The following is a 21,990-nucleotide window of genomic DNA, read 5'->3' on the forward strand; positions in this document are numbered from 1 at the left end:
CGTCTGCCGCCGATTCTTTTTTAGAAATCTATTTTATTTAAGGTTTCCTGCATTGTTTTTGAAATTTCATTAAGCTTATATTTCTGCTCAGTGGTAAGTTCGGGAAGCTCATAGCTTATTATACCTTCTTTTCCGACTGAAACAGGTATTCCGAAGGATACATCCTCATAGCCGTATTCACCTAAAAGAACAGAAGAACATTCTATTTTCTTTCCGGAATTTGTTGCCACAGCCTCTATAAGCTCTTCTATGTTCACCGCAGAAGTCCAGCCGGAGGTTCTTCCGCTGTCGAGAGCCTGAAATTCCGCAAAGAAGTTTGCCGTTACGTCCTCTATTGCCTTTTTGTCTGCATCCGAAAGAACGAGAGCTTTTCCGTCATAGGTCATCTGATCATAGAGGTTTATTTTGTTGGCTCCATGCTCTCCGATACAGAAGCCGTCTATTTTGCCGAATTCCTTACCTGTTATTTCTGCTGTTGCCCATTTAAGACGGTAGGTGTCGTTTCCGTTAAAGCCGAGAATTTTCTTTCTGTCCCAGCCGAGAACTTTCCATATGATATAGTTGAATATGTCAACGGGATTTGTTGCGTTTATTATGACAGCCTCTTTGCAGTTGGCTTTTATCTGCTCGCATATGGGCTTTACTATCTTCATGTTGTCACGGAGATATTCCATTCTGTCGCTTACCTTTCGCTCCGGTATGCTTGCGGAAATCAGAATGATGTCGCAATCGCCGAGATCCTTATATTCGGCATAGCTGACCTTTGTTTTTGAAAAAGCCGCAAATGCCTGTCCCATATCCATTACATGACATTTGGCAAGGTTTTCCTTGATGTCAACAAGCTTGATTTCGCCAAGATAGCCCTTCATGCCTGCAAGATACGCAGAGGTTGAGCCGAGAAGTCCGGCTCCGCCGATAACACCGAGTTTCATAAAATTCCTCCTTTATTTATAGATAGCCATATCCTTTATTAATTGGTCTACGTTTTCCTCTTTTGTTGCCCAGTCTGTGCATATACGAACCGCAATGTGGTCGTTGTCCGGCTTTGCCTCTGTTGAGAAAACATATTTTTTGCTCAATTCGGTATAGGTTTTGTTTGACATAACGAAAAACTGCTGGTTTGTATAGCTGTCATAGTAAAGCTTATAGCCGTTTTCCAAAGCCGCATTTCTTATTTTTATTGCAAGCCTGTCCGCTCTTTCCGCAAGCTTTAAATAAAGTCCGTCACGGAGAAGCTCCGAGAACTGAACGCCTAAAAGCCAGCCTTTGGCGAGCATTCCGCCCTTCTGCTTAATCATGTATCGGAAATCCTGTTTAAGAGTATCGTTTGTAATGACAACAGCCTCTCCGAACAATGCACCGCATTTTGTTCCGCCTATATAAAATACATCGCAGTTTGCGGCTATTGTTTTAAAATCAAGGTCGTTCTTTTCGCTTGCAAGGGCATAGGCAAGCCTTGCACCGTCTATGAAAAGATACATACCGCATTTTTTGCATACGGCATATATTTCCTCAAGCTCCTTTTTGGTATATATCGTGCCTATTTCCGTTGATTCGGATATGTATACAAGTTTGGGCTGTGCGATATGCTCATGTGCATCATCTGACCAATGCTTGTTGTAAATCTCTTCTATCATTTTGGCGGTAAGCTTTCCGTTGTCCGAAGGAACGGCAAAAACCTTGTGTCCCGTTGCTTCGATTGCACCTGTTTCGTGTACGTTTATGTGTCCGGTTGTTGCACAGACAGCACACTGGTACGGTCTTAACGCAGATGAAATCACAGTAAGATTTGTCTGGGTTCCGCCTACGAGAAAATGAACGTCCGCACCGGGAGCGTCACATAATTTTTTTATAATATCTCTTGCCTCATCGCAGTATTCGTCTTCGCCATAGCCGCCGATCTGGTTCATGTTTATTTCGGCAAGCTTTTTGAGTATGCTTTCGTGAGCTCCTTCGTTGTAGTCATTGTTGAATCTTAGCATTTAAAATACCTCCGTTTTCTGCAATATGAGTATAACATATATTTCAATGTTTACAAATACCCCAATATAACCTTATTTGCATTGCTTTTTTTATGAAAATATTATAAAATTTATTTATTGATTAAAAATATTTTTCAGATTAAAAAACTCGGATATTGGAGGGATATTAAATGTTTCTGGTTACAAACGGACGACTTATCACAAGAGACAGCGAAAATCCTTATTTTGAGGATGGCGGTGTTGTTGTTGAGGGAAATAAAATAGTTGAGGTTGGTGACGATCTTACTCTTAAGCTTAAATATCCCAATGCTGAAATAATAGACGCACACGGCAATGTTATAATGCCGGCTTTTATAAATGCCCATACGCATATTTACAGTGCGCTTGCAAGAGGACTTTCGATAAACGGATATAATCCGACTAACTTCTATGAAGTGCTTGATGGTATGTGGTGGAATTTGGATAGAAAGCTCAATCTTGAAGGCACAAGAGCATCTGCCTATGCAACATATATAGAGTGTATAAAAAATGGTGTTACTACTATTTTTGATCATCATGCAAGCTATTGCGATATACCAGGATCCCTCTTTGAAATAGCCGATGTGGCAAAGGAGCTTGGTGTAAGAAGCTGTCTGTGCTATGAGGTTAGCGATAGAGACGGCGAATTCAAATGCTCACAGGCAATAAAGGAAAACTATGACTTTATTAAACATACGATAACTGAGCCTGACGGTATGCTTAAGGCTATGTTCGGTATGCATGCACCGTTCACGCTTTCCGATAAAACGCTTGAAAAATGCGTTGAAATGAATAACGGAATGACAGGTTTCCATATTCATGTTTCGGAAGGTCCCAACGATGTAGAGGATACATGGGAAAAATACAAAAAACGTCCTGTCGAAAGACTTTACGATAAAGGCATTCTCGGCCCTAAAACAATTCTCGGACACTGTATACATGTGAACGAGGCTGAAATGGAGCTTATAAAAGAAACCGATACAATGGTTGTGAACAATCCTGAATCAAATATGGGCAATGCGGTTGGCTGTTCACCTGTGCTTGACTTTTTTAAGAAGGACATATTGGTTGGTCTTGGCACAGACGCATATACACATGATATGCTCGAAAGCCTTAAGGCCGCTCTTGCAATACAGCGACATAATGCAAAAATGCCCAATGTCGGCTGGTGCGAAGCAACGGATATGCTCTTTAAGAACAATGCCGCAATAGGAGCAAGATATTTTGACGAACCTATCGGTATTCTTAAAGCCGGAGCTGCGGCAGATATAATCGTTATGGAATATAAGCCGTATACACCGTTCTCCGATAAAAATATCGACGGACATATGATGTTCGGCATGAACGGCAGAAACTGTATTACAACCGTTGCAAACGGCAGAGTGCTTATGAAAGACAGAGAGCTTATTGGCATAGACGAAGAAAAAATAAATGCAGAAATACTTAAAGCCTCAAAGGATTTATGGAAAAAGATCAACGGCTGATATATTTAGCGATAAAGGAGAGATAAATATGGGTGAAAAAATGACACCTATTCCATTAAGACAGCTTTTAAGCTGGGCATTGAAGGAATATAAAGCAAACGAAACGGTTTTTGGAATTAACCGCTTTTATAAAAAGAGCAACGACAAAGCATTAAGCATATTCGGAGAAAAGCTTGATTTACCGTTTGGCCCTGCGGCAGGCCCCAATACACAGCTTGCACAGAATATAATTGCGGCATATTTTGCCGGAGCAAGATTTTTTGAGCTTAAAACCGTACAGGAGATGGACGGAGATGAGCTTGCAAAGTGCATAGCAAGACCTTGTATTCTTGCCGACGACGAAGGCTATAACTGCGAGTGGTCAACAGAGCTTACGGTTACACAGGCAGTGGACGAATATGTTAAGGCATGGATGCTTATAAAGGTTCTAAGCGATGCACTCGGAATCGGTGACGCTGACGGAGTTGTGTTCAACATGAGTGTCGGCTATGACCTTAAGGGCATAAAGGGTGAAAAGGTAGATAAATTTATAGATGGATTAAAAAATGCGGAAACATTGCCTTATTGGATTGGCTATAAGGCTATTTTAAGAGAGGCATTTCCTGATAAAGGAATGCTTATAAGTAAAATTTCACCTAATATATGCAATAGTGTGACTCTTTCAACACTTCACGGATGTCCTCCCGATGAAATCGAAAGAATAGCTTCATATCTTATCACAGAGAAAAAGCTTAATACCTTTGTTAAGTGCAATCCAACTCTTTTAGGCTATAAAACGGCAAGAGAAACACTTGATTCAATGGGCTATGACTATATAGCCTTTGATGAACACCATTTCAATGAGGATTTGCAGTATGAAGACGCAATTCCCATGTTTACACGGCTTAAAAAGCTTGCAGAGGACAACGGGCTTGAGTTCGGTCTTAAGCTTTCAAATACATTCCCGGTTGATGTCAAGGCCGGAGAGCTTCCTTCCGAAGAAATGTATATGAGCGGAAAGGCTCTTTATCCTTTAACAATAGAAATGGCAAACAGAATTTCAAAGGCGTTTGACGGAAAGATGAGAATAAGCTATTCCGGCGGTGCTGATTATTTCAACATAAATAAGCTTTTTGAGGCAGGCATATGGCCTGTTACCGTTGCAACAACAATACTTAAGCCGGGCGGATACCAGAGATTGACACAGATGGCGGAAAGCCTTGAAAAATGCGAGTTTAAGGATTTTGACGGTGTAAACTGCGATATGGTTGCAGAGCTTTCGGAAAAAGCAAAAACCGATATTCACCATGTAAAGCCGGTTAAACCTATTCCCAACAGAAAGCTTGATAAGGAAGTTCCGCTTATTAACTGTTTTACAGCACCTTGTAAGGGTGGCTGTCCAATAGGTCAGGATATTCCAGAATATATAGAATTATGTAAAAAAGGTCTTTACACAGAGGCGCTTGAGGTTATTACGGCTAAAAATCCTCTTCCGTTCATTACGGGAACAATCTGTTCACACCGCTGTATGAGCAAATGCACAAGAAACTTCTATGAAGAGTCTGTGCTTATAAGAGGAACAAAGCTTACTGCGGCTGAAAACGGATATGCACAGTTAATGGAAAAGCTTGATACACCTGTGGCTTCATCGGATAAAAATGTAGCGATAGTCGGCGGCGGCCCGACAGGTATTGCGGCGGCGTTCTTCCTCGGAAGAGAAGGAATAAAGGCTACAATATTCGAGAAGGAAGGCAAGCTCGGCGGTATTGTAAGAAACGTAATTCCTTCTTTCAGAATAAGTGATGAGGCTATCGACAACGATATTAAGCTTATGGAAAAAATGGGTGCCGAAATTAAGCTTAATACACCTGCTCCGTCATTAAATGAGCTTAAGGAAGCAGGCTATACACATATTCTTTATTGCGTCGGAGCCGAAAAGCCCGGTAAGCTTGATATAGACAGTATTAATGTAATAGAATTCCTCAAAAAGGTTAAAGCCGGAGAAACAGCCGGATACGGTAAGAACATAGCCGTAATCGGTGGTGGAAATACCGCAATGGACGCAGCAAGAGCCGCAAAACGCTGTGACGGTGTTGAAAATGTATATATTGTATACAGACGTACGAAGAAATATATGCCGGCCGATGAAGAGGAGCTTATGCTTGCACAGTATGACGGAGTTAAGTTTGTTGAGCTTGCCGCACCGGTTAAGCATGAAAACGGAAAGCTTACAGTCAGAAAAATGGTTCTCGGCGAGCCGGACGAAAGCGGCAGAAGAAGTCCTGTTGAAACAGATGAGCTTTATGATATAGACGCAGATATGGTTATTGTGGCAGTAGGTGAAGCCGTTGACAGCGAATATTTTGAGGCACAGGGAATTGCCGTTGATAAAAAGGGCAGACCTTCCTTCTGTACAAATGTGCAGAATGTATATGTTGCCGGAGATGCATTCAGAGGACCTGCAACAGTTGTTGAAGGCATAGCCGATGCAAAGAAATTTGTTGAGGAGATAACAGGAAAAGAGATAACAGCTGTTATTCCCGAAGAGGCAAAGCAGACAGAGGAAGAGGCAGTCGCAAAGAAGGGTATTCTTTCAATGCCGAAGGCCTGCGAAGGCGACAGATGTCTTGCATGCAATGTAGTTTGCGAATGCTGCGTGGATGTGTGTCCCAACAGAGCCAATGTGGTTGTAAATGTTGAAGGTGTAGGAAAGCAGATAGTTCATGTTGACCGTTTATGCAACGAATGTGGTAACTGTAAAACATTCTGTCCGTATAATTCCGCACCTTATAAGGATAAATTTACAATATTCAGAAGCGAAAAGGATTTTAACGAGAGTACAAACAGAGGATGTTTACCTTTAGGCGGAACAAGATTCAAGGTTCGTCTGAATGATGTAAGAATATATGATATATCCAAGAGTAACGACCTTGATAAGAATATTGAGCTTCTTCTTGTAACAATTCAGGATAAGCATAAATATTTGCTCGGATAACAGAATATAAAAAGATAATCCTGTATTGCAAATCGCAATACAGGATTTTTTTATTTACATAAGTCGTTAAGTTCGTTAAGTGAAAGCATTTTGTAAACCATACCGCCGTATCTGTCCATAAAGGACTGAAGAGCCTCTGCCGGATAGTGTGTGCATATAGGCAGGTCTTTTATAGATGCTACCGCATCGGTAATGTTGTTTATAAGTGATTCGTTCAGTATGCTGTAAAATTGAGGTCCCATTTTGGTATAGAAATGCTTTGTATTTTTGAGGAAAAGCTTTTTATGATTATTAAACATGGCAAAATAGTAATTCTGCTGAGGATAGTTTATATTTTCATCATCAATAACATAGAAATTAAGATTGGGGTTTTTCTTGCACATTTCAAGTACATGCTTGATATGTGCTTCTCTCTCGCTTACGGACATACGGTGAAGAATGTCTGTGAAATACAATTCTCCGTCATCAATATATTTGAGTATTGTGGATTTAAGTATGAAGAAATCCGCTTTTTCCTTTGAAAATATATCATCCCATGTTACTATCAGCTTTCTTAAAAACTTTTCCGTTGATTCGTCAAAGCCCTGTTCGTAGGCTGATTTTACGATAGAATCAATGAGTTCCGGCGGTACAAGAAATTCAAAGCCTCTTGCCATGAACATCTGAAAATCGCCATATGCGTAAAAGCTGCTGCGGTAACCTGTCTGCATCATTTCCTTTGCGGTAGTGGCAATTATGAGCATATGGTTTATTCTGAAAAGAGCCTTTGTACGCTCATAAATGGTCTGAACCTTTTCTGGATCGTTTATTATTACGGCAACGGATATGTTTCCGTGTCCGTCCGTAGGACAGATTACAGCAATTTTATCCTTTATTACTATTATATTCTGGTTTCCGAAGCCGGAATTGTCATAAAAATCAAAGGATATGTAATGATATTTATTTATTAAATTATACAGAGAGAAAAAGTCCTTTTTTGAGACATTTTCTGTTGCTATTCCGAGTTTTACATGAATAGGTGAGTTAACAATCGGATTGTCGGATAATTCGCTTGTGTTTATATAATCAAATATATTGAAAGTACAGAGCATTTCGACCGGTTCTGCCGATGAGTATAAAATATTGAAAAGTTCCTTGTCAAAAAAATCCGAAAGCTCACGCTGATAAACAAGAGTTCTTGTGTTATAGGTTGTTTTTCTTCCGGGAGCCTCGGATTCGCCTTCGGACTTTTTGAATGCGTCCTTAAGGGCATTATATAAGTAGTTTTCCAGCTTATCTTCGGATATGACCACAGAAAATTCGGAACAGAAGCTGCTAAGCTCGTTCTGATTGATTATTTCGTCCGAAAACAGCTTTGCAAGGTTTCGGTTTACTTCGTTGGAAACACGTCCGGCAGGAAGTTTTGACTTGTTGCACCATTTGCTTATATATGAAACATCGTAACCGAGATTATCTGCGACAGTTGACATTTTTATATCGGTAAACTTGATAAGTGTTTTCAATAATTCTCCGTATCTGCTCATTGCAATCACCGCCTTTTTATTATTTATTAAGTATATATATATTTATAATTCAAAACAATGCGTTTGTAAATATATATATCAATTATTTTGTCAAATTGAATTAAAATTGAGTCAAAAATTCATATTAATGCAAGTTGATTAAAGCAAATGCCGTTTGATTTCATTCCAAATAACGGATTACTATTCTATAATAATAAAAAATACAGACAGTTTATTGAATAAATTCAAAAAATGATTAGAGATAATAAGGGGAATATTATCGCTGAAGGAGGAAGTATTGAGATGAGAAAAGTAAAAGTATTAACTGCATCAGAGGCAGCTATGCTCGTTAAAGACGGTGATTCCGTTGCAACAGGCGGTTTCGTAGGAAGCGGAAGCCCTGAAACACTTTCAAAGGCTATTGAGGCAAGATTCCTTGAAACAGGTTCACCTAAAAACCTTACCTATATATACGCAGCCGGACAGGGAAACCGTGATGGCAGAGGTTCAGACCATTTTGCACATGAAGGTCTTGTAAAAAAAGTAATCGCAGGTCACTGGAACATGGCTCCGAAGCTTGGCCAGCTTGCTTTTGAAAATAAAATCGAAGCTTATAACCTTCCTCAGGGTATTATCTGCCAGATGTACAGAGATATGGCGGCTAAAAAAATCGGAACTATATCTAATGTCGGTATAGGAACATTTGCCGATCCCAGAATAGAAGGCGGTAAAATCAATGATGTTACAAAAGAGGAGCTTGTTGAGGTAATCAATATTCACGGACAGGAGCTTCTTTTATATAAACCTTTCCCTATCAATGTATGCTTACTCAGAGGAACATATGCAGATGAAACAGGCAATGTTTCACTCCAGAAAGAAGTTACACCCTGCGATGCGCTTTCAATGGCACAGGCAACAAGAAACAACGGCGGTATTGTAATATTCCAGGTTGAAAAGGTTGTTGCGGCAGGTTCACTTGATCCTAAGCTTGTAAAGGTTCCCGGAATACTTGTTGACGCTGTTGTTGTAAGTGAGCCTATTGACCATCAGCAGTGCTTTGACTGCGAATATGACCCTACATTTACAGGTGAGGCAAGAGCGGTTGCAGGCGGAAATACAGAAATGGCACCTCTTACAGCTAAAAAGATTATCGGACGTCGTGCCGCTATGGAGCTTACGGAAGGCTCTGTTGTAAACCTTGGTATCGGTGTTCCCGAATATGTTTCTATGGTTGCAAATGAAGAAGGCATAGGCGATTATATGACACTTACCGTTGAGGCAGGCCCTGTCGGCGGTATTCCTATGGGTGGAACACAGTTTGGTGCATCAAGAAATGCAGACTGCTATTTTGACCAGAGCTTTATGTTCGACTTCTATGACGGCGGCGGTATTGACATTGCATACCTCGGACTTGCGCAGGCAGACGAAACAGGTAACGTAAACGTAAGTAAATTCGGCACAAGAGTATCAGGCTGCGGCGGATTTATCAATATTTCACAGAATGCAAAGAAGGTATGCTTCTGCGGAACATTCACAGCCGGCGGACTTAAAACAAAAATCGAAAACGGCAAGCTTGTAATAACAAACGAAGGCAAGGAAAGCAAATTCGTTAAAGAAGTACAGCAGATTACATTCAGCGGCAAATATGCTGCCGAGGCATCAAAGCCCGTACTCTATATAACAGAAAGAGCTGTATTCGAGCTTAGAAAAGACGGTGTATATCTTAAGGAAGTAGCACCCGGAATAGATATAAAGACACAGATAACAGACCTTATGGGCTTCGAGCCGAAAACAGACGGCGAAGTTAAGTTAATGGACAGCAGAATTTTCTGCGAGGAAAAAATGGGACTTGCAAATAAATAAGTTTATATAAGTAATTTATATAGATATTTCCGAAAGGGAATAAGTTTGGGGAAAGAGAGAGGATACCGGAATTTAGGTATCCTTTTTCGTATACATTCATTAGGAAGGTTAGGCGAAACACTAATGCACTTGTAGGAACAGGCGTAGATTTGCCTCGTTTCTGGGATTTTGTTGAAGAAAATCTTAAAACATTGAATTAATCAAAAAACAGCGCAGCAGTCAATAAACTGCTGTGCTGTTTTTGTCTGTCAAAAGATTTACTGATTTTCAGTATCGGTTTCAACGCCTTCTGTATTTGTGAGTTTTGCGGATTTGATTGAATATTTATATTCTGAATTTTCATCGGCATTAGTGTTTTCTGCAAGAACAAATTCGCATTCGGCAATAAGAGTGTTATCTGTGGGATCCATAAGGTCAACAGCTACCGTATAAGTTCCGTCGCCGTTTTCTGTTACGGAATTTATAACCGGCTCGGTGATACCCTTGTCGCCGATGCTGAATATATAAGTTTCGCTATCCTTATCGTATTTAACGCTGTCTTTTGAAGAATCCGGTATTTCATATAAATCGTTATAGTTCGCAAATGCAACCTGTGCGTATTTTATTACATCTTCCTTGGGCATTGTGAGAGTTCCCTTTTCGGTATCCACAACAGCATAGGCATCGTTAAGACCGCATATTCCGCACATATAATGGACAGCCGCCCAGAAGAAATCAGGATTTTCTGTATCATAAAGATAGTTGTTTTCAATCATACAGGTCGTTATGACCTCCATAGGCTCAATCATATTTTGTGCGTCTTCCGGAAGTGCGTTTTCGGAAGCCTCGTCTATTACAAAATCGGTGCTGTCGGCAGTATTATTTTCCTCTGCAGACTGTTCGGCTTTTGTGTCGTTATTTGCAGTATTATCAGAACTTTTTGTACATGCCGAAACTCCTACGGCAATGGCTGATGCCATTAAAAGTGCTGTATATTTTTTGAAATAATTTTTCTTCATTATACATATCTCCCTTCCTTGGGCATATTATATCAGCAAAAAGACGAATTGTTAATGGAAAAAATCTTAAATATTATTTAAAAAATAGAGTAAAAAAATGTTGACAAAATAGTTAGCATATACTAATATAAATAAAGCAAAGTTAGGGAAACCTAATTTATTTTTTGAATTAATGTTATATAATGCTAACTTAAGAGGTGATAGTATGCCTTTATCAATGGTCAATGTCGGAGAGACAAGGTTAATAAGAAAAATCGGCGGTCAGACAGAAACAAAACAGTTTCTTGAAAAGCTTGGCTTTGTTGTCGGAGGAGAAATCAAGGTTGTTTCTGTGATGGGCGGAAATCTTATTGTCCAGGTCAAAGAAGCACGAGTTGCGATAAGCAAAGAAATGGCATTAAAGATTATGGTTTAAGGAGAAATGAAAGATGAAAACACTGAAAGACATGAAAATCGGCGAAACAGTAGTTGTTAAAAAGCTCCATGGTGACGGTGCGGTAAGAAGAAGAATAATGGATATGGGTATCACAAAGGGCGTATCTGTTTATCTCAGAAAGGTTGCACCACTCGGAGATCCGCTTGAAATTACGGTAAGAAGCTATGAGCTTTCAATCCGTAAAGGCGACGCTGAAATGATAGAAGTTGAGTAATCAATGCTTAGGGCGTATATGCTCTATAAATTAAAGGGTAAAAATTGGTTAATAATAACCTGAGAGGAGAACAGTTTTATGAATATACGAATTGCCCTGGCGGGAAATCCCAACTGTGGTAAAACAACATTATTTAATGCGCTGACAGGCTCTAATCAGTTTGTAGGAAACTGGCCCGGCGTTACAGTAGAGAAAAAAGAAGGTAGACTCAAAGGTCACAAAGATGTAACAATTACTGACCTTCCCGGTATTTATTCTCTTTCACCTTACACACTTGAAGAGGTTGTAGCAAGAAATTATCTTATCGGTGAACGTCCCGATGCTATCCTTAACATCATCGACGGTACAAACCTTGAAAGAAACCTTTACCTTACAACACAGCTTACAGAGCTTGGTATTCCTGTTGTCGTTGCAATCAACATGATGGACGTTGTTGAAAAGAACGGCGACAAGATTAATATTGAAAGACTTGAAAAAGAACTTGGCGTTAAGGTTTGCAAAATCTCTGCCCTCAGAGAAAAAGGAACAATGGAGGCTGCTGAGGAAGCAATCAAAATGGCGAAGAACGGAAAAACAATTCCCCTTCATACATTTGAAGGCTGTGTAGAGCACACAATCGCTCATATCGAAGAGGCAGCTCTTCATAACCTTCCCGAAGAACAGCAGAGATGGTATGCAATCAAAATCTTTGAAAGAGATGAGAAGGTTCTTGAACAGCTCAATCTTTCACAGGAAACACTCAAGCACATCGAAGGCGACATCGACGCTTGCGAGAAAGAGCTTGATGACGATGCTGAATCAATAATCACATTCTCAAGATACGAATGGATTTCAAAGATTATAAACGACTGCTATAAGAAGAACAAAGCAGGTGAAATGTCAACATCTGATAAAATCGACAGAATTGTTACAAACAGATGGCTTGCACTTCCTATATTTGCAGGTATCATGTGGCTTGTATATTACATAGCAATTTCATCAGTCGGCAGTATTCTTACCGACTGGACAAACGATACACTCTTCGGAGAAATCATCAGCCCTGGTGTTCAGACACTTATGGAAAATGCAAATTGTGCTGAATGGCTCACAGGACTTGTTGTTGACGGTATCGTAGGCGGTGTTGGTGCCGTTCTTGGTTTCGTTCCTCAGATGCTTGTACTCTTCCTTATGCTTTGTATCCTTGAAGACTGTGGATACATGGCCAGAGTTGCATTCATCATGGACCGTATCTTCCGTCGTTTCGGACTTTCGGGAAAGAGCTTCATTCCTATGCTTGTCGGCACAGGTTGTGGTGTTCCCGGTATCATGGCATCAAGAACGATCGAGCAGGACAGAGACCGTAAGATGACAATTATGACAACAACATTCATTCCCTGCGGTGCTAAAATGCCTATCGTTGCTTTAATGGCAGGTGCTATCTTCGGTGGTGCGTCTTGGGTTGCTCCTTCAGCTTACTTTATAGGTATTGCTGCAATCGTTATTTCAGGTATTATTCTTAAGAAAACAAAAATATTTGCAGGTGATCCCGCTCCCTTCGTTATGGAGCTTCCTGCATACCATAAACCTACAGTAATGAACGTACTCAGAGGTACATGGGAACGTGGCTGGTCATTCATTAAGAAAGCCGGCACAATCATTACACTTTCATCAATCGCAGTATGGTTCCTTTCAAGCTTTGGTTTCACAGCAGAAGGCTTCGGAATGGTAGAGGATATTGATGCTTCAATCATTGCTAATGTCGGTAATACGATAGCAATAATCTTCAGACCTCTTGGATTCGGCAACTGGCAGTCAGCAGTTGCAACAGTACTTGGTCTTGTTGCTAAGGAAGAAGTTGTTGGTACATTCGGTACACTTTATGCAGTTTCTGGAGATGCTCTTGAGCTTGTAGAAGAAGGTGCATTTGGTGACCTTGGTAATATCGCTCAGCACTTCACACAGCTTACAGCTTACTCATTCCTTATCTTCAACCTTCTCTGCGCACCTTGCTTTGCCGCAATCGGAGCTATTAAGAGAGAGATGAACAACGCTAAATGGACTTGGGGTGCAATCGGTTATCAGTGCGTATTCGCTTATGCAATCGCATTAATCGTATACCAGCTTGTTGGTCTTGCAACAGGACAGGTAGCATTTGGTGTTGGTACAGTAGCTGCAGTAATAGTCCTTGTAATAATCCTGTATCTCCTTTTCAGAAAAGGATACCAGGAAAAGAATGTAAACCAGCTTTCTTCAGTAGATGCTGCTGCAAGAAACTAATTAAAACGGAGGCGATTGTATGTCCACATTAATCGGAGCAGTAATTATAATTGCTATTGTGATTCTTATAATTAAAAGCTTACATAAGGATCGTAAAGAAGGTAAGCATATTTGCGGCGGAAACTGTGGTTCATGCGGTGGCTGCAACCATGGTTGCAAATAAACAAAATTAATTAAATCAATATAGGCGGGCTTTATAAGTCCGCCTAATAAAAAAACTTAATGTTAGTTACAACTAACGATAAATGGAAAGGTGATGAAAATATGAGTGTTGTAATTATAGGTGGAAACGAAAGAATGGAAAGACAGTATCAGCAGATTTGCAAAACTTATGGCTATAAGGCTAAGGTATTTACAAAGGAAGCAAGCTCGCTTAAAAGAAAAATCGGACAGCCCGACTTACTTGTTGTTTTTACAAATACGGTTTCACACAGTATGACATGCTGTGCTTTACAGGAAGCAAAGAAATGCGGTACATGCGTAGCGAGAATCCACACAAGCAGTGCCAATGCACTTCATGAGATACTTAAAGAACACTGTAACAGTTGTTCAGAGAATGGAGAATGTGCATGCTTGAAAAATGCTTAATTAGATTTTGTTCACCTACATTAGCCGGACTTAAAACGGCAAATATGTTTACCTATGAATTTGAATCCGATGTTGAATTGCTTGACGAGGTTAAAAATTGCAATCTTGAACTCAAAAATAAGGGCATAACAGTGTCAGTTATGAAAAGAAACGGGAATCGTGCACTTATTTATGTATATAGAAAGGCAAGATTGTTGAAAACTTTTATGGATATTCATGTGGTTAAATTTCTTGAAAGATACGGTTATACGGTCAACAAACTTGAAAATGTTTTGGCAAGACTTAAGCACAGAATAACGGACAGCTTTGAATTTCCGCATGAAATCGGTGTGTTTCTCGGTTATCCGCTTGGCGATGTTATCGGTTTTATTGAAAATTCCGGACGCAACTGCAAATGCTGTGGCTGTTGGAAGGTATATTGCGATGAATGCCAGGCGAGAAAAACATTTGCACAGTATAAAAAATGCACCAATGTTTATATGAATTTGTATACGAACGGAACTCCTGTACAAAAGCTTGCTGTTAATATAATGTAAGAATTAATCTAAAATCAAAATTTGGAGTTTAAAAATAAGCATTAAATAGAATGGAAGTACTAATTGAATATGTATAGAAATGGATAAACAGGCTGTATATCATGTGGATAATACAGCCTGTTTTGTGTATAAAATTATTTTTCTGTGCCAAATGCACGTCTTAAAGCTGAGTACATAAGCTTGTATGCCATTTTTCCGTAATGGGAATCCGGAACGGCTATTTCAAAGCTGTGATAACAGCCGGGGAATATGTGATATTCTACGGGTATACCGGCACGAATAAGCTTGTTCCAATATTCTATGTTTTCGTCAAGAAGCGGATCGACTGTGCCTATAAACGAGAATACAGGCGGAAGATTCGATAAATCCTCGGCAAGAATAGGTGATATATAATAATTTAATTCAGTGCCTTTTTCTATATATGTATCCCATGCAATTTTGCTGTAATTATAGCACCATACCTTTTCGCTTGTTATTGCGTGCTGTGAACAAGTATCTGCCTTATGGTCAAGCATTGCATATAACGGAATCTGTAAAACAGGCTTAGGGCCTTTTCGGTCCCTTGTCATAAGGGCAAGAGCGGCAGTTACACAGCCTCCGGCACTTAATCCGGTTATGGCTATTTTAGTATTATCTATACCTATTTCTTTATGGTTTTTGTCTACCCAGAGCAGAGCGGCATAGGCGTCCTCAATGGGTGCAGGAGCTTTATACATAGGTGATAATCTGTATTCGACGGACACAACAACCATATTTACGTTTTTGCACATACGCAAGCACATATCGTTTTGTCTGTATACGCTTCCGAATAAAAAGCCGCCGCCGTGGAAGAACATACCGCATGGAAGAGGCTCGGCTGTTCTGTCTGTTGGTTCGTAAATACGGAGCTTAATATCCGGTGCACCTTCCGGGCCGGGAATCATTTTTTCATAAATATGAACATCGGGATCGTCTTTTAGATTGGCAAGCTCCTGTTTGTCACAGGCAGGCTTAAAGGTATCAAGATGACGCAGGTCAAAGCCGGCAGACTTGTCATAATTGTCAAGAAGCTCCGGATCTATATGACTGCGCATTAATTTTTCGTCCATGGGTAATTACCTCCTTAAATATAATATTAATTATATAATAGTATATAAGGAGAAAAGCGGCAATAAAAAATACGCAAAAAAAACAACGAGGCCCCACAACCTAAACATTTGCAAAACCTCGCCGCTGCGATACACCTTTGGGGGCTCGAACCCCAGACCCACTGATTAAGAGTCAGTTGCTCTACCAACTGAGCTAAAGGTGCACATATTAAATTGTTTTGTGAGAAGTTGTTTTCTCAACTGCAAGAAATATATTATCATGTATTGAAATGAATGTCAACAATTTTTTTAACATTTTTATATTTTTTTTAAAACTTTTATGTTATTATTAAATAACAGTAAAAATTTGTATATGGAGGATATTATGCCGCTTAATAATTTCAAAATTGACAGCAAGGCTGAAAAAATAATAAAAACACTGAATTCGCATGGATATGAGGCATATATTGTCGGAGGCTGTGTAAGAGATATGATTCTCGGAAGAACACCGGGAGATTGGGACATAACAACCTCGGCAAAGCCGGAGGAAACAAAAGCCTGCTTTAAAAATACTTATGATACGGGAATAAAGCACGGAACGATAACAGTCCGTATTGAAAACGATAAATATGAGGTGACAACCTACAGAATAGAAGGCGAATATACCGACTGCCGTCACCCGTCCGAGGTTGAATTCACAAGAGATATACATGAAGACCTTTTAAGACGTGATTTCACAATGAACGCAATAGCATACCATCCTTCGGAAGGTTTTATTGATCCCTTCGGCGGTATGGCTGATATAGAAAAGAAATGTATACGGGGAGTCGGCTGTGCTGATGAGCGTTTTAAAGAGGACGCCTTGAGAATGCTCAGGGCAGTTCGTTTTGCGGCACAGCTCGGTTTTGAAATAGAAGAGGATACATGGAAGGCACTTAAAGATAATGCAGAGCTTATTTCAAAAATAAGTGCCGAAAGAATACGAGAGGAACTGCAAAAGCTTATTATGAGCGACCGTCCCGAAAAAATTAGCTTTCTTGCCGAAAGCGGTCTTACGGAGAATATATTTCCCATGCTTGCCGAAAGCTTGAAAAACAACTGTGTTGAAATATATAAGGAGCTTGCGGCGGCAGAGAAAAATCCTTCGCTCAGATGGGCGGTATTCGTTAAAAGAATGGGTAAAAAGAATGCTGAGAGCTTCTTTAAAAAGCTTAAATTTGATACAAAAACAATGAAAACCGCTGTTGTGCTTACGAAATATGACAGCGAAGAGCCTTGTACAGATAAATACTCGACAAAAAGGCTTGCGTCAGTTATCGGCTGTGAGGATTATGAGCTTCTGCTTAAGCTTTATGAGGCCGAAAACCGTCCGAATGCAGATAATGCACAAAATATATATAATGAAGTTATTGAAAACAAAGAGGCTGTATTTATTAAGGATTTAGCCATAAACGGAACAAAAATACGTGAGCTCGGTGTTACCGACGGAAAGAAAATCGGTACGGTGCTTGCCGCCGTTTTGGATGAGGTTCATAAGAATCCGGAATTTAATACCGAGGATCAGCTCGAAAAATTCGTTACCGATAATTTTGCCGATATGTAATTTATCCGAAATATAATAAATATGCCTTCTGCCGCATAATATTGTAAAACAGGCATACTGTATGAGGCGGAGGGATTATTATGGAGGATATAAATGCAAAAATACTTCAGCAGGGGTTTGGAATAAAGCTTATAAGTGCATACAGAACAAGAACGGGCCTTGTATGCAAAACGGACAGAGGAATGCTTGAGCTTAAAAAAACATATGCCGATGATGAAAGCCTTGAACGTGAATATATATTGAAGGAGTATCTTAAGGCAAGAGGCATGAACGGCGTTGATATATCTTACAGAACAACAGAGGATATGCCATGCTACAGAATGGACGAGAATGCCTATGTGCTTATAAAATATATTCCGGCAAGACGGCTGGATATGGAGGATAATTCGGATATATCCGAAGCGGCATCGGCACTGGCGTTTTTCCACAATGCCGCCGAAGGTTTTGTGGATAACACAATGAGAAGAACCTATGGTTCTTTGGAACAGCTTTTTGAGAAAAGACTAAACGAGTTTTCGAGAATAAGACGAAAAATAAAGAACGACGGTAATTATTCCGCAATAGATCTTCTTATTATGAAATATTATGACTATTATACGGAAAGAATAAATATGGCGGAGGAGCTGCTGAAAAAATCCGATTATCTCGGCGTAAGTACAGCGGCGGAAAAGGTATATTGCGTGTGCCACAACTCATTCAAGAATGATAATGTAAGAATTACCGAAAACGGGAATATAATAATTTCCGGTCTTGACGGCTGTACATATGACCTCAGTATTCTTGATTTGGCACATCTTATAAGAAAATATATAAAAAGCGGAAATGCCGATGAATACGGAATATCGCTTATTCTTGAAAATTACAGCAGATACCGCAGTATTACCTCGGCAGAAAGCGACGTTGTAAAAGGAATGCTTATTTATCCCTATAAATTCCTTAAGCTGTGCAATGAGCATTATAACAAACGCCGGGTATGTATATCCGAGGCGGCTGTGGAAAGATTTGAAAACTGCATTGCAGGAAAAGACAGAGAAATGCGGCTTGTGAGGTCAATATAATTTTTGTTGCTATTTTGACTGTAAACATTTAAAATGGTACTTAGGAAAAATGTATAAACCCCAACTATTGATGAGGTGACATTATGAGCGAATACAATTTCGACGAGAATAAAGATATGGGCGAAACTGTCCGAATAGACTATATAAAGGCAAAGCTGAACGAAATGGAAGAAAATCCGGATAACAATTCCGAAGATGATTACGATGATTATGAGGATTATGACGAGCCGGATGATTCGGACTATACCGATTATGATGACGACGAGGAAGAGTATTACGGCGAAACCGAGGAAATACCTCCGGTAAAAAGCGTACCGAGAGGCAGAGGCCCAAACGGCGGAAAGAAAAGAAAGTCCGAGGATAAAATGCGTCTGATACTTATTGTGATTGTGGCGGTGCTTGCGGTTGCGGTTATAGTTGCGGCAGTACAGCTTGCGTCCGGCTTTAGATCAAACAATACGGAAACATCAGACGGTGATGTTGAATGTGATTATTTTTACGGAGTTGTTGTGTCCGTTGATGAAAATAAATACGAAATAATCAACACCGAAGACGGAAAAACATCGCTTTATGCCGTTTCGGAAAATCTTAAGGTAACGCTTGAGGACGGCAGTACAGCCGTAGGAAAAACCGTTTCCAGAGGCGATATTGTAAGCTTCGGAGTATCAAAGGATACAGATGAGATTGTGAGTATCGCATATACAGATAATATATGGGAAAAAACAGGCTTTGAAAATATTGATATAGATACATCGAAAAACACTATATCAAACGGCACTACGAAATATGACTATAACGACAGCACACTGTTTATATATAACGGTGATTTTATAAGTGCCGACGATTTGTGCAGTGAGGACGTTGTAACGCTTAAGGGAATAAGAAATACTGTATGGTCGGTAAGCGTTGAAAAATATCATGGATATATTCAGCTGAATAATATTGATAAAATCGAAAATCCGGAAATAACAATAGACGGAGAAAAGGTTGAGTTCGATGATGATAAAACTGCGGTTTCCGCAGGAGCACATTCTTTGGGAATATCGGGCTCTAATATAGATCAGCTTACCGTTGATATTCATATTGCGGCAGGAGAAACCTATGCGGTGGATATGGCATCCGTACAGGAAAAGACAGGTGTGCTTACGGTCAGCGTAAATGTTGATGACTGCATAATAATTGTTGACGGAAAACAGGTGGAAAAGGACTCGCCGATAGTTTTAAGTATGGGAACTTATAACATAAGCGTTTCGGCAGAAGGCTATAAGACATACAGCTCAACAATAGCCGTTAATGAGCCGCTTGTTGAGGAAAAAATAATACTCGAAAAGCTTGTTCAGCCTAAAGCTATGTTGAGCGTGGAATCGAATCCGGCAGGAGCATCGGTTTATGCAAATGATGTGCTTATCGGAACAACACCGTTTTCGGCACAGATAGAATATGGCGATTATCGGATAACCTTCAAAAAGGACGGCTATTCCGATTACACAATAAATACATCAGTTAATGAGGAACAAAAAACGATATCTGTATTGCTCAACGCAGAGTAAAGGAGGCAGAAAATGGACTACATGGATAAATATAATTTCTGGCTTACATCACCTCAGTTTGATGAAGAAACCAGAAAAGAGCTTGAGGCCATAAAAGGCAATGATCTTGAAATTAAGGATAGATTTTATAAGGATCTTGAATTCGGAACAGGCGGTTTGCGAGGCATAATAGGTGCCGGAACAAACAGAATGAACAAGTATACCGTCGGAAAGGCTACACAGGGACTTTCAAACTATATACTCAAAAACAATCCGGAAGGCAAGGCTATGGGGGTAGCTCTTGCATATGACTCAAGAAATATGTCATCGGAATTTGCGGAAATGTCAGCGCTTGTTTTGAATGCAAACGGAATAAAGGCTTATATATTTGATGAATTAAGACCTACACCTGAGCTTTCATTTGCAGTAAGACATCTTGGATGTACAGCCGGAATTGTTGTTACAGCAAGCCATAATCCACCCGAATATAACGGCTATAAGGTATATTGGGCTGACGGAGCACAGGTTGTTGCACCTAAGGACGAAGGAATTATCGGTGAAGTAAACAGCATAACAGACTTTTCCGCTATCAAAATGATGGACAAAGCCGAGGCTGTAAAGAACGGACTTTTTAATGTTGTCGGAAAAGAAATAGACGACGCTTTTGTTGAAAACATCAAAAAACAGGCAGTAAGACCGGAAGAGGTTATTAAGGCAAAGGACATGAAGATTGTTTATACACCGCTTCACGGTGCAGGCAACAAGAACGTAAGACGAGTTCTTGCAGAGGTCGGTTTTGAAAATGTTTATGTTGTTCCCGAACAGGAAAAGCCCGACGGAACATTCCCTACGGTTGGTTATCCGAATCCCGAAGATCCCAAAGCCTTTACTCTTGCAATTAAGCTTGCACAGGAAAAGCAGGCCGATATTATAATCGGAACAGATCCGGACAGCGACAGAATAGGCGTTGTTGTTAAGGATAATAACGGTAACTATGACATTCTTACCGGAAATATGACAGGTGCATTGCTTACCGAATATGTTCTCGGCGGAAGAAAGGAAAAAGGCACTCTTCCCGAAAATGCGGCAATGGTAAAAACAATAGTTACAACGGAAATGGTAAGAGCCATTGCAGAGAACTATGGTGTTAAGCTCTTTGACGTGCTTACAGGCTTTAAGTTTATCGGCGAAAAAATAAAACAGTTTGAGGAAGATCACAGCTATTTATATGTTTTCGGCTTTGAGGAAAGCTATGGCTGTCTTTCCGGTACATATGCAAGAGATAAGGACGCAGTAGGAGCATCAATGCTTGTATGCGAAATGGCGGCATATTATAAGAATAAAGGCATGACTCTTTATGACGGACTTATGGAGCTTTATAATAAATACGGCTTCTATAAGGAAGGCGTAAAATCGGTTACACTCAAGGGTGTTGACGGTGCAGAGCAGATTCAGAAGATAATGGAATATCTCAGAAACAATGTACCTTCCGATTTTGCCGGAAATAAGGTTATCTGGGCAAAGGATTACAAGACAGGAGTATTCAAAAACCTGCTTACCGGAGAAACCGAGGCAAGCACACTTCCGAAGTCAAATGTTCTTTATTACAACCTTGATGACAGAGCGTGGCTTTGCGTAAGACCTTCCGGAACAGAGCCTAAGATTAAGTTCTATATGGGAGTAAAGGCAGATTCTCTCGAAAAGGCCGTTGAAAAAACGGACGCACTCGTAGCTTCGGTTGACGAGCTTCTCAAGAAAATTCTTTAAGTTAATATGTATTCAAAAATCCTGTGGATTTTATCCACAGGATTTTTTGTTGTAAAAAAGATTATTTGATGTCTATATATAGACAAAAAAATTGGTTCTGAAAATATATAATCCC

Annotated in this window: 18 protein-coding genes and 1 tRNA gene; 13 read left to right on the forward strand and 6 right to left on the reverse strand. The window is 39.9% G+C overall.

Translation table 11 applies throughout. The features are described 5' to 3' along the window. Positions 1 to 20 precede the first annotated feature (20 nt). Positions 21 to 932 (reverse strand): malate dehydrogenase, encoded by a 912-nt coding sequence (locus tag KQI66_RS09130; protein ID WP_216428837.1) that lies wholly within the window; start codon positions 930 to 932, stop codon positions 21 to 23. Positions 933 to 944: 12 nt separating this feature from the next. Continuing rightward, the gene (locus KQI66_RS09135) at positions 945 to 1,982 is read right to left on the reverse strand and encodes a threonine aldolase family protein (RefSeq protein ID WP_216428839.1); all 1,038 of its coding nucleotides are present in this window, start codon (positions 1,980 to 1,982) and stop codon (positions 945 to 947) included. Positions 1,983 to 2,152: 170 nt separating this feature from the next. Between KQI66_RS09135 and ssnA the strand changes: the two genes are divergently transcribed. Together ssnA and ygfK are read left to right on the forward strand one after the other, a co-directional pair. Then, entirely contained in the window at positions 2,153 to 3,484 is a 1,332-nt protein-coding gene (gene ssnA, locus KQI66_RS09140) for a putative aminohydrolase SsnA (RefSeq protein WP_216428841.1), read from the forward strand. Positions 3,485 to 3,512: 28 nt separating this feature from the next. Next, positions 3,513 to 6,458, forward strand: a complete 2,946-nt coding sequence (gene ygfK / locus KQI66_RS09145) for a putative selenate reductase subunit YgfK (RefSeq protein ID WP_216428842.1) — start codon at positions 3,513 to 3,515, stop codon at positions 6,456 to 6,458. A gap of 50 nt (positions 6,459 to 6,508) precedes the next feature. Here ygfK and KQI66_RS09150 read toward each other — a convergent pair whose 3' ends face one another. Continuing rightward, positions 6,509 to 7,981: a hypothetical protein gene (locus KQI66_RS09150; RefSeq protein WP_216428845.1), complete on the reverse strand. Its 1,473-nt coding sequence runs from the start codon at positions 7,979 to 7,981 to the stop codon at positions 6,509 to 6,511. A 282-nt stretch (positions 7,982 to 8,263) separates the two neighbouring features. Between KQI66_RS09150 and KQI66_RS09155 the strand changes: the two genes are divergently transcribed. Continuing rightward, entirely contained in the window at positions 8,264 to 9,823 is a 1,560-nt protein-coding gene (locus tag KQI66_RS09155; protein WP_216428847.1) for an acyl CoA:acetate/3-ketoacid CoA transferase, read from the forward strand. A 257-nt stretch (positions 9,824 to 10,080) separates the two neighbouring features. Here the strand turns inward: KQI66_RS09155 and KQI66_RS09160 are convergent, their stop codons facing one another. Continuing rightward, positions 10,081 to 10,821 (reverse strand): hypothetical protein, encoded by a 741-nt coding sequence (locus tag KQI66_RS09160; RefSeq protein ID WP_216428849.1) that lies wholly within the window; start codon positions 10,819 to 10,821, stop codon positions 10,081 to 10,083. 205 nt (positions 10,822 to 11,026) lie between these two features. Between KQI66_RS09160 and KQI66_RS09165 the strand changes: the two genes are divergently transcribed. The 6 genes from KQI66_RS09165 (at position 11,027) to KQI66_RS09190 (ending at position 14,851) form a co-directional block, all read left to right on the forward strand. Next, positions 11,027 to 11,236, forward strand: a complete 210-nt coding sequence (locus tag KQI66_RS09165) for a FeoA family protein (RefSeq protein WP_216428851.1) — start codon at positions 11,027 to 11,029, stop codon at positions 11,234 to 11,236. 13 nt (positions 11,237 to 11,249) lie between these two features. Continuing rightward, positions 11,250 to 11,471, forward strand: a complete 222-nt coding sequence (locus KQI66_RS09170; RefSeq protein ID WP_216428853.1) for a FeoA family protein — start codon at positions 11,250 to 11,252, stop codon at positions 11,469 to 11,471. A gap of 78 nt (positions 11,472 to 11,549) precedes the next feature. Then, the gene (feoB, locus tag KQI66_RS09175; protein WP_216428855.1) at positions 11,550 to 13,727 is read left to right on the forward strand and encodes a ferrous iron transport protein B; all 2,178 of its coding nucleotides are present in this window, start codon (positions 11,550 to 11,552) and stop codon (positions 13,725 to 13,727) included. Between the two features lie 19 nt (positions 13,728 to 13,746). Continuing rightward, a complete protein-coding gene (locus KQI66_RS09180) occupies positions 13,747 to 13,890 on the forward strand; it encodes a FeoB-associated Cys-rich membrane protein (RefSeq protein ID WP_216428856.1) in 144 nt (47 codons plus the stop codon). A 101-nt stretch (positions 13,891 to 13,991) separates the two neighbouring features. Further along, positions 13,992 to 14,315 carry a DUF2325 domain-containing protein gene (locus tag KQI66_RS09185; protein WP_216428922.1) on the forward strand — a complete coding sequence of 108 codons (324 nt, stop codon included), beginning with the start codon at positions 13,992 to 13,994 and terminating at the stop codon, positions 14,313 to 14,315. Further along, positions 14,297 to 14,851 (forward strand): DUF3793 family protein, encoded by a 555-nt coding sequence (locus tag KQI66_RS09190; protein ID WP_216428858.1) that lies wholly within the window; start codon positions 14,297 to 14,299, stop codon positions 14,849 to 14,851. Before KQI66_RS09185 ends, KQI66_RS09190 begins: the two co-directional genes overlap by 19 nt. Positions 14,852 to 14,985: 134 nt before the next feature. Here the strand turns inward: KQI66_RS09190 and KQI66_RS09195 are convergent, their stop codons facing one another. Together KQI66_RS09195 and KQI66_RS09200 are read right to left on the reverse strand one after the other, a co-directional pair. Further along, a complete protein-coding gene (locus KQI66_RS09195) occupies positions 14,986 to 15,939 on the reverse strand; it encodes an alpha/beta hydrolase (protein WP_216428860.1) in 954 nt (317 codons plus the stop codon). Positions 15,940 to 16,069: 130 nt separating this feature from the next. Then, positions 16,070 to 16,142, reverse strand: a tRNA-Lys gene (locus KQI66_RS09200). Positions 16,143 to 16,303: 161 nt separating this feature from the next. On the opposite strand from KQI66_RS09200, the gene KQI66_RS09205 reads away from it, so the two are divergent. The 4 genes from KQI66_RS09205 (at position 16,304) to KQI66_RS09220 (ending at position 21,875) form a co-directional block, all read left to right on the forward strand. Next, complete coding sequence (locus KQI66_RS09205) at positions 16,304 to 17,521, forward strand: CCA tRNA nucleotidyltransferase (RefSeq protein ID WP_216428862.1); 1,218 nt, start codon at positions 16,304 to 16,306, stop codon at positions 17,519 to 17,521. 80 nt (positions 17,522 to 17,601) lie between these two features. After that, entirely contained in the window at positions 17,602 to 18,579 is a 978-nt protein-coding gene (locus KQI66_RS09210) for a CotS family spore coat protein (RefSeq protein WP_216428864.1), read from the forward strand. Between the two features lie 83 nt (positions 18,580 to 18,662). Further along, entirely contained in the window at positions 18,663 to 20,129 is a 1,467-nt protein-coding gene (locus KQI66_RS09215) for a PEGA domain-containing protein (protein ID WP_216428866.1), read from the forward strand. Positions 20,130 to 20,141: 12 nt separating this feature from the next. After that, complete coding sequence (locus tag KQI66_RS09220) at positions 20,142 to 21,875, forward strand: phospho-sugar mutase (protein ID WP_216428869.1); 1,734 nt, start codon at positions 20,142 to 20,144, stop codon at positions 21,873 to 21,875. Positions 21,876 to 21,990 lie beyond the last annotated feature (115 nt).

It is taken from the genome of Anaerotignum sp. MSJ-24 (genome assembly GCF_018918145.1).
In the GTDB taxonomy this organism is placed as follows: Bacteria; Bacillota; Clostridia; order Lachnospirales; family Anaerotignaceae; genus Metalachnospira.

Coding starts and splice junctions, on each gene's coding strand:
- ygfK (WP_216428842.1), top strand. CDS start 3,513: ATGGGTGAAAAAATGACACCTATTCCATTAAGACAGCTTTTAAGCTGG.
- KQI66_RS09215 (WP_216428866.1), top strand. CDS start 18,663: ATGAGCGAATACAATTTCGACGAGAATAAAGATATGGGCGAAACTGTC.
- KQI66_RS09190 (WP_216428858.1), top strand. CDS start 14,297: ATGCTTGAAAAATGCTTAATTAGATTTTGTTCACCTACATTAGCCGGA.
- KQI66_RS09170 (WP_216428853.1), top strand. CDS start 11,250: ATGAAAACACTGAAAGACATGAAAATCGGCGAAACAGTAGTTGTTAAA.
- KQI66_RS09155 (WP_216428847.1), top strand. CDS start 8,264: ATGAGAAAAGTAAAAGTATTAACTGCATCAGAGGCAGCTATGCTCGTT.
- KQI66_RS09135 (WP_216428839.1), bottom strand. CDS start 1,982: ATGCTAAGATTCAACAATGACTACAACGAAGGAGCTCACGAAAGCATA.
- KQI66_RS09180 (WP_216428856.1), top strand. CDS start 13,747: ATGTCCACATTAATCGGAGCAGTAATTATAATTGCTATTGTGATTCTT.
- KQI66_RS09160 (WP_216428849.1), bottom strand. CDS start 10,821: ATGAAGAAAAATTATTTCAAAAAATATACAGCACTTTTAATGGCATCA.
- KQI66_RS09195 (WP_216428860.1), bottom strand. CDS start 15,939: ATGGACGAAAAATTAATGCGCAGTCATATAGATCCGGAGCTTCTTGAC.
- ssnA (WP_216428841.1), top strand. CDS start 2,153: ATGTTTCTGGTTACAAACGGACGACTTATCACAAGAGACAGCGAAAAT.
- KQI66_RS09205 (WP_216428862.1), top strand. CDS start 16,304: ATGCCGCTTAATAATTTCAAAATTGACAGCAAGGCTGAAAAAATAATA.
- KQI66_RS09185 (WP_216428922.1), top strand. CDS start 13,992: ATGAGTGTTGTAATTATAGGTGGAAACGAAAGAATGGAAAGACAGTAT.
- feoB (WP_216428855.1), top strand. CDS start 11,550: ATGAATATACGAATTGCCCTGGCGGGAAATCCCAACTGTGGTAAAACA.
- KQI66_RS09220 (WP_216428869.1), top strand. CDS start 20,142: ATGGACTACATGGATAAATATAATTTCTGGCTTACATCACCTCAGTTT.
- KQI66_RS09150 (WP_216428845.1), bottom strand. CDS start 7,981: ATGAGCAGATACGGAGAATTATTGAAAACACTTATCAAGTTTACCGAT.
- KQI66_RS09210 (WP_216428864.1), top strand. CDS start 17,602: ATGGAGGATATAAATGCAAAAATACTTCAGCAGGGGTTTGGAATAAAG.
- KQI66_RS09130 (WP_216428837.1), bottom strand. CDS start 932: ATGAAACTCGGTGTTATCGGCGGAGCCGGACTTCTCGGCTCAACCTCT.
- KQI66_RS09165 (WP_216428851.1), top strand. CDS start 11,027: ATGCCTTTATCAATGGTCAATGTCGGAGAGACAAGGTTAATAAGAAAA.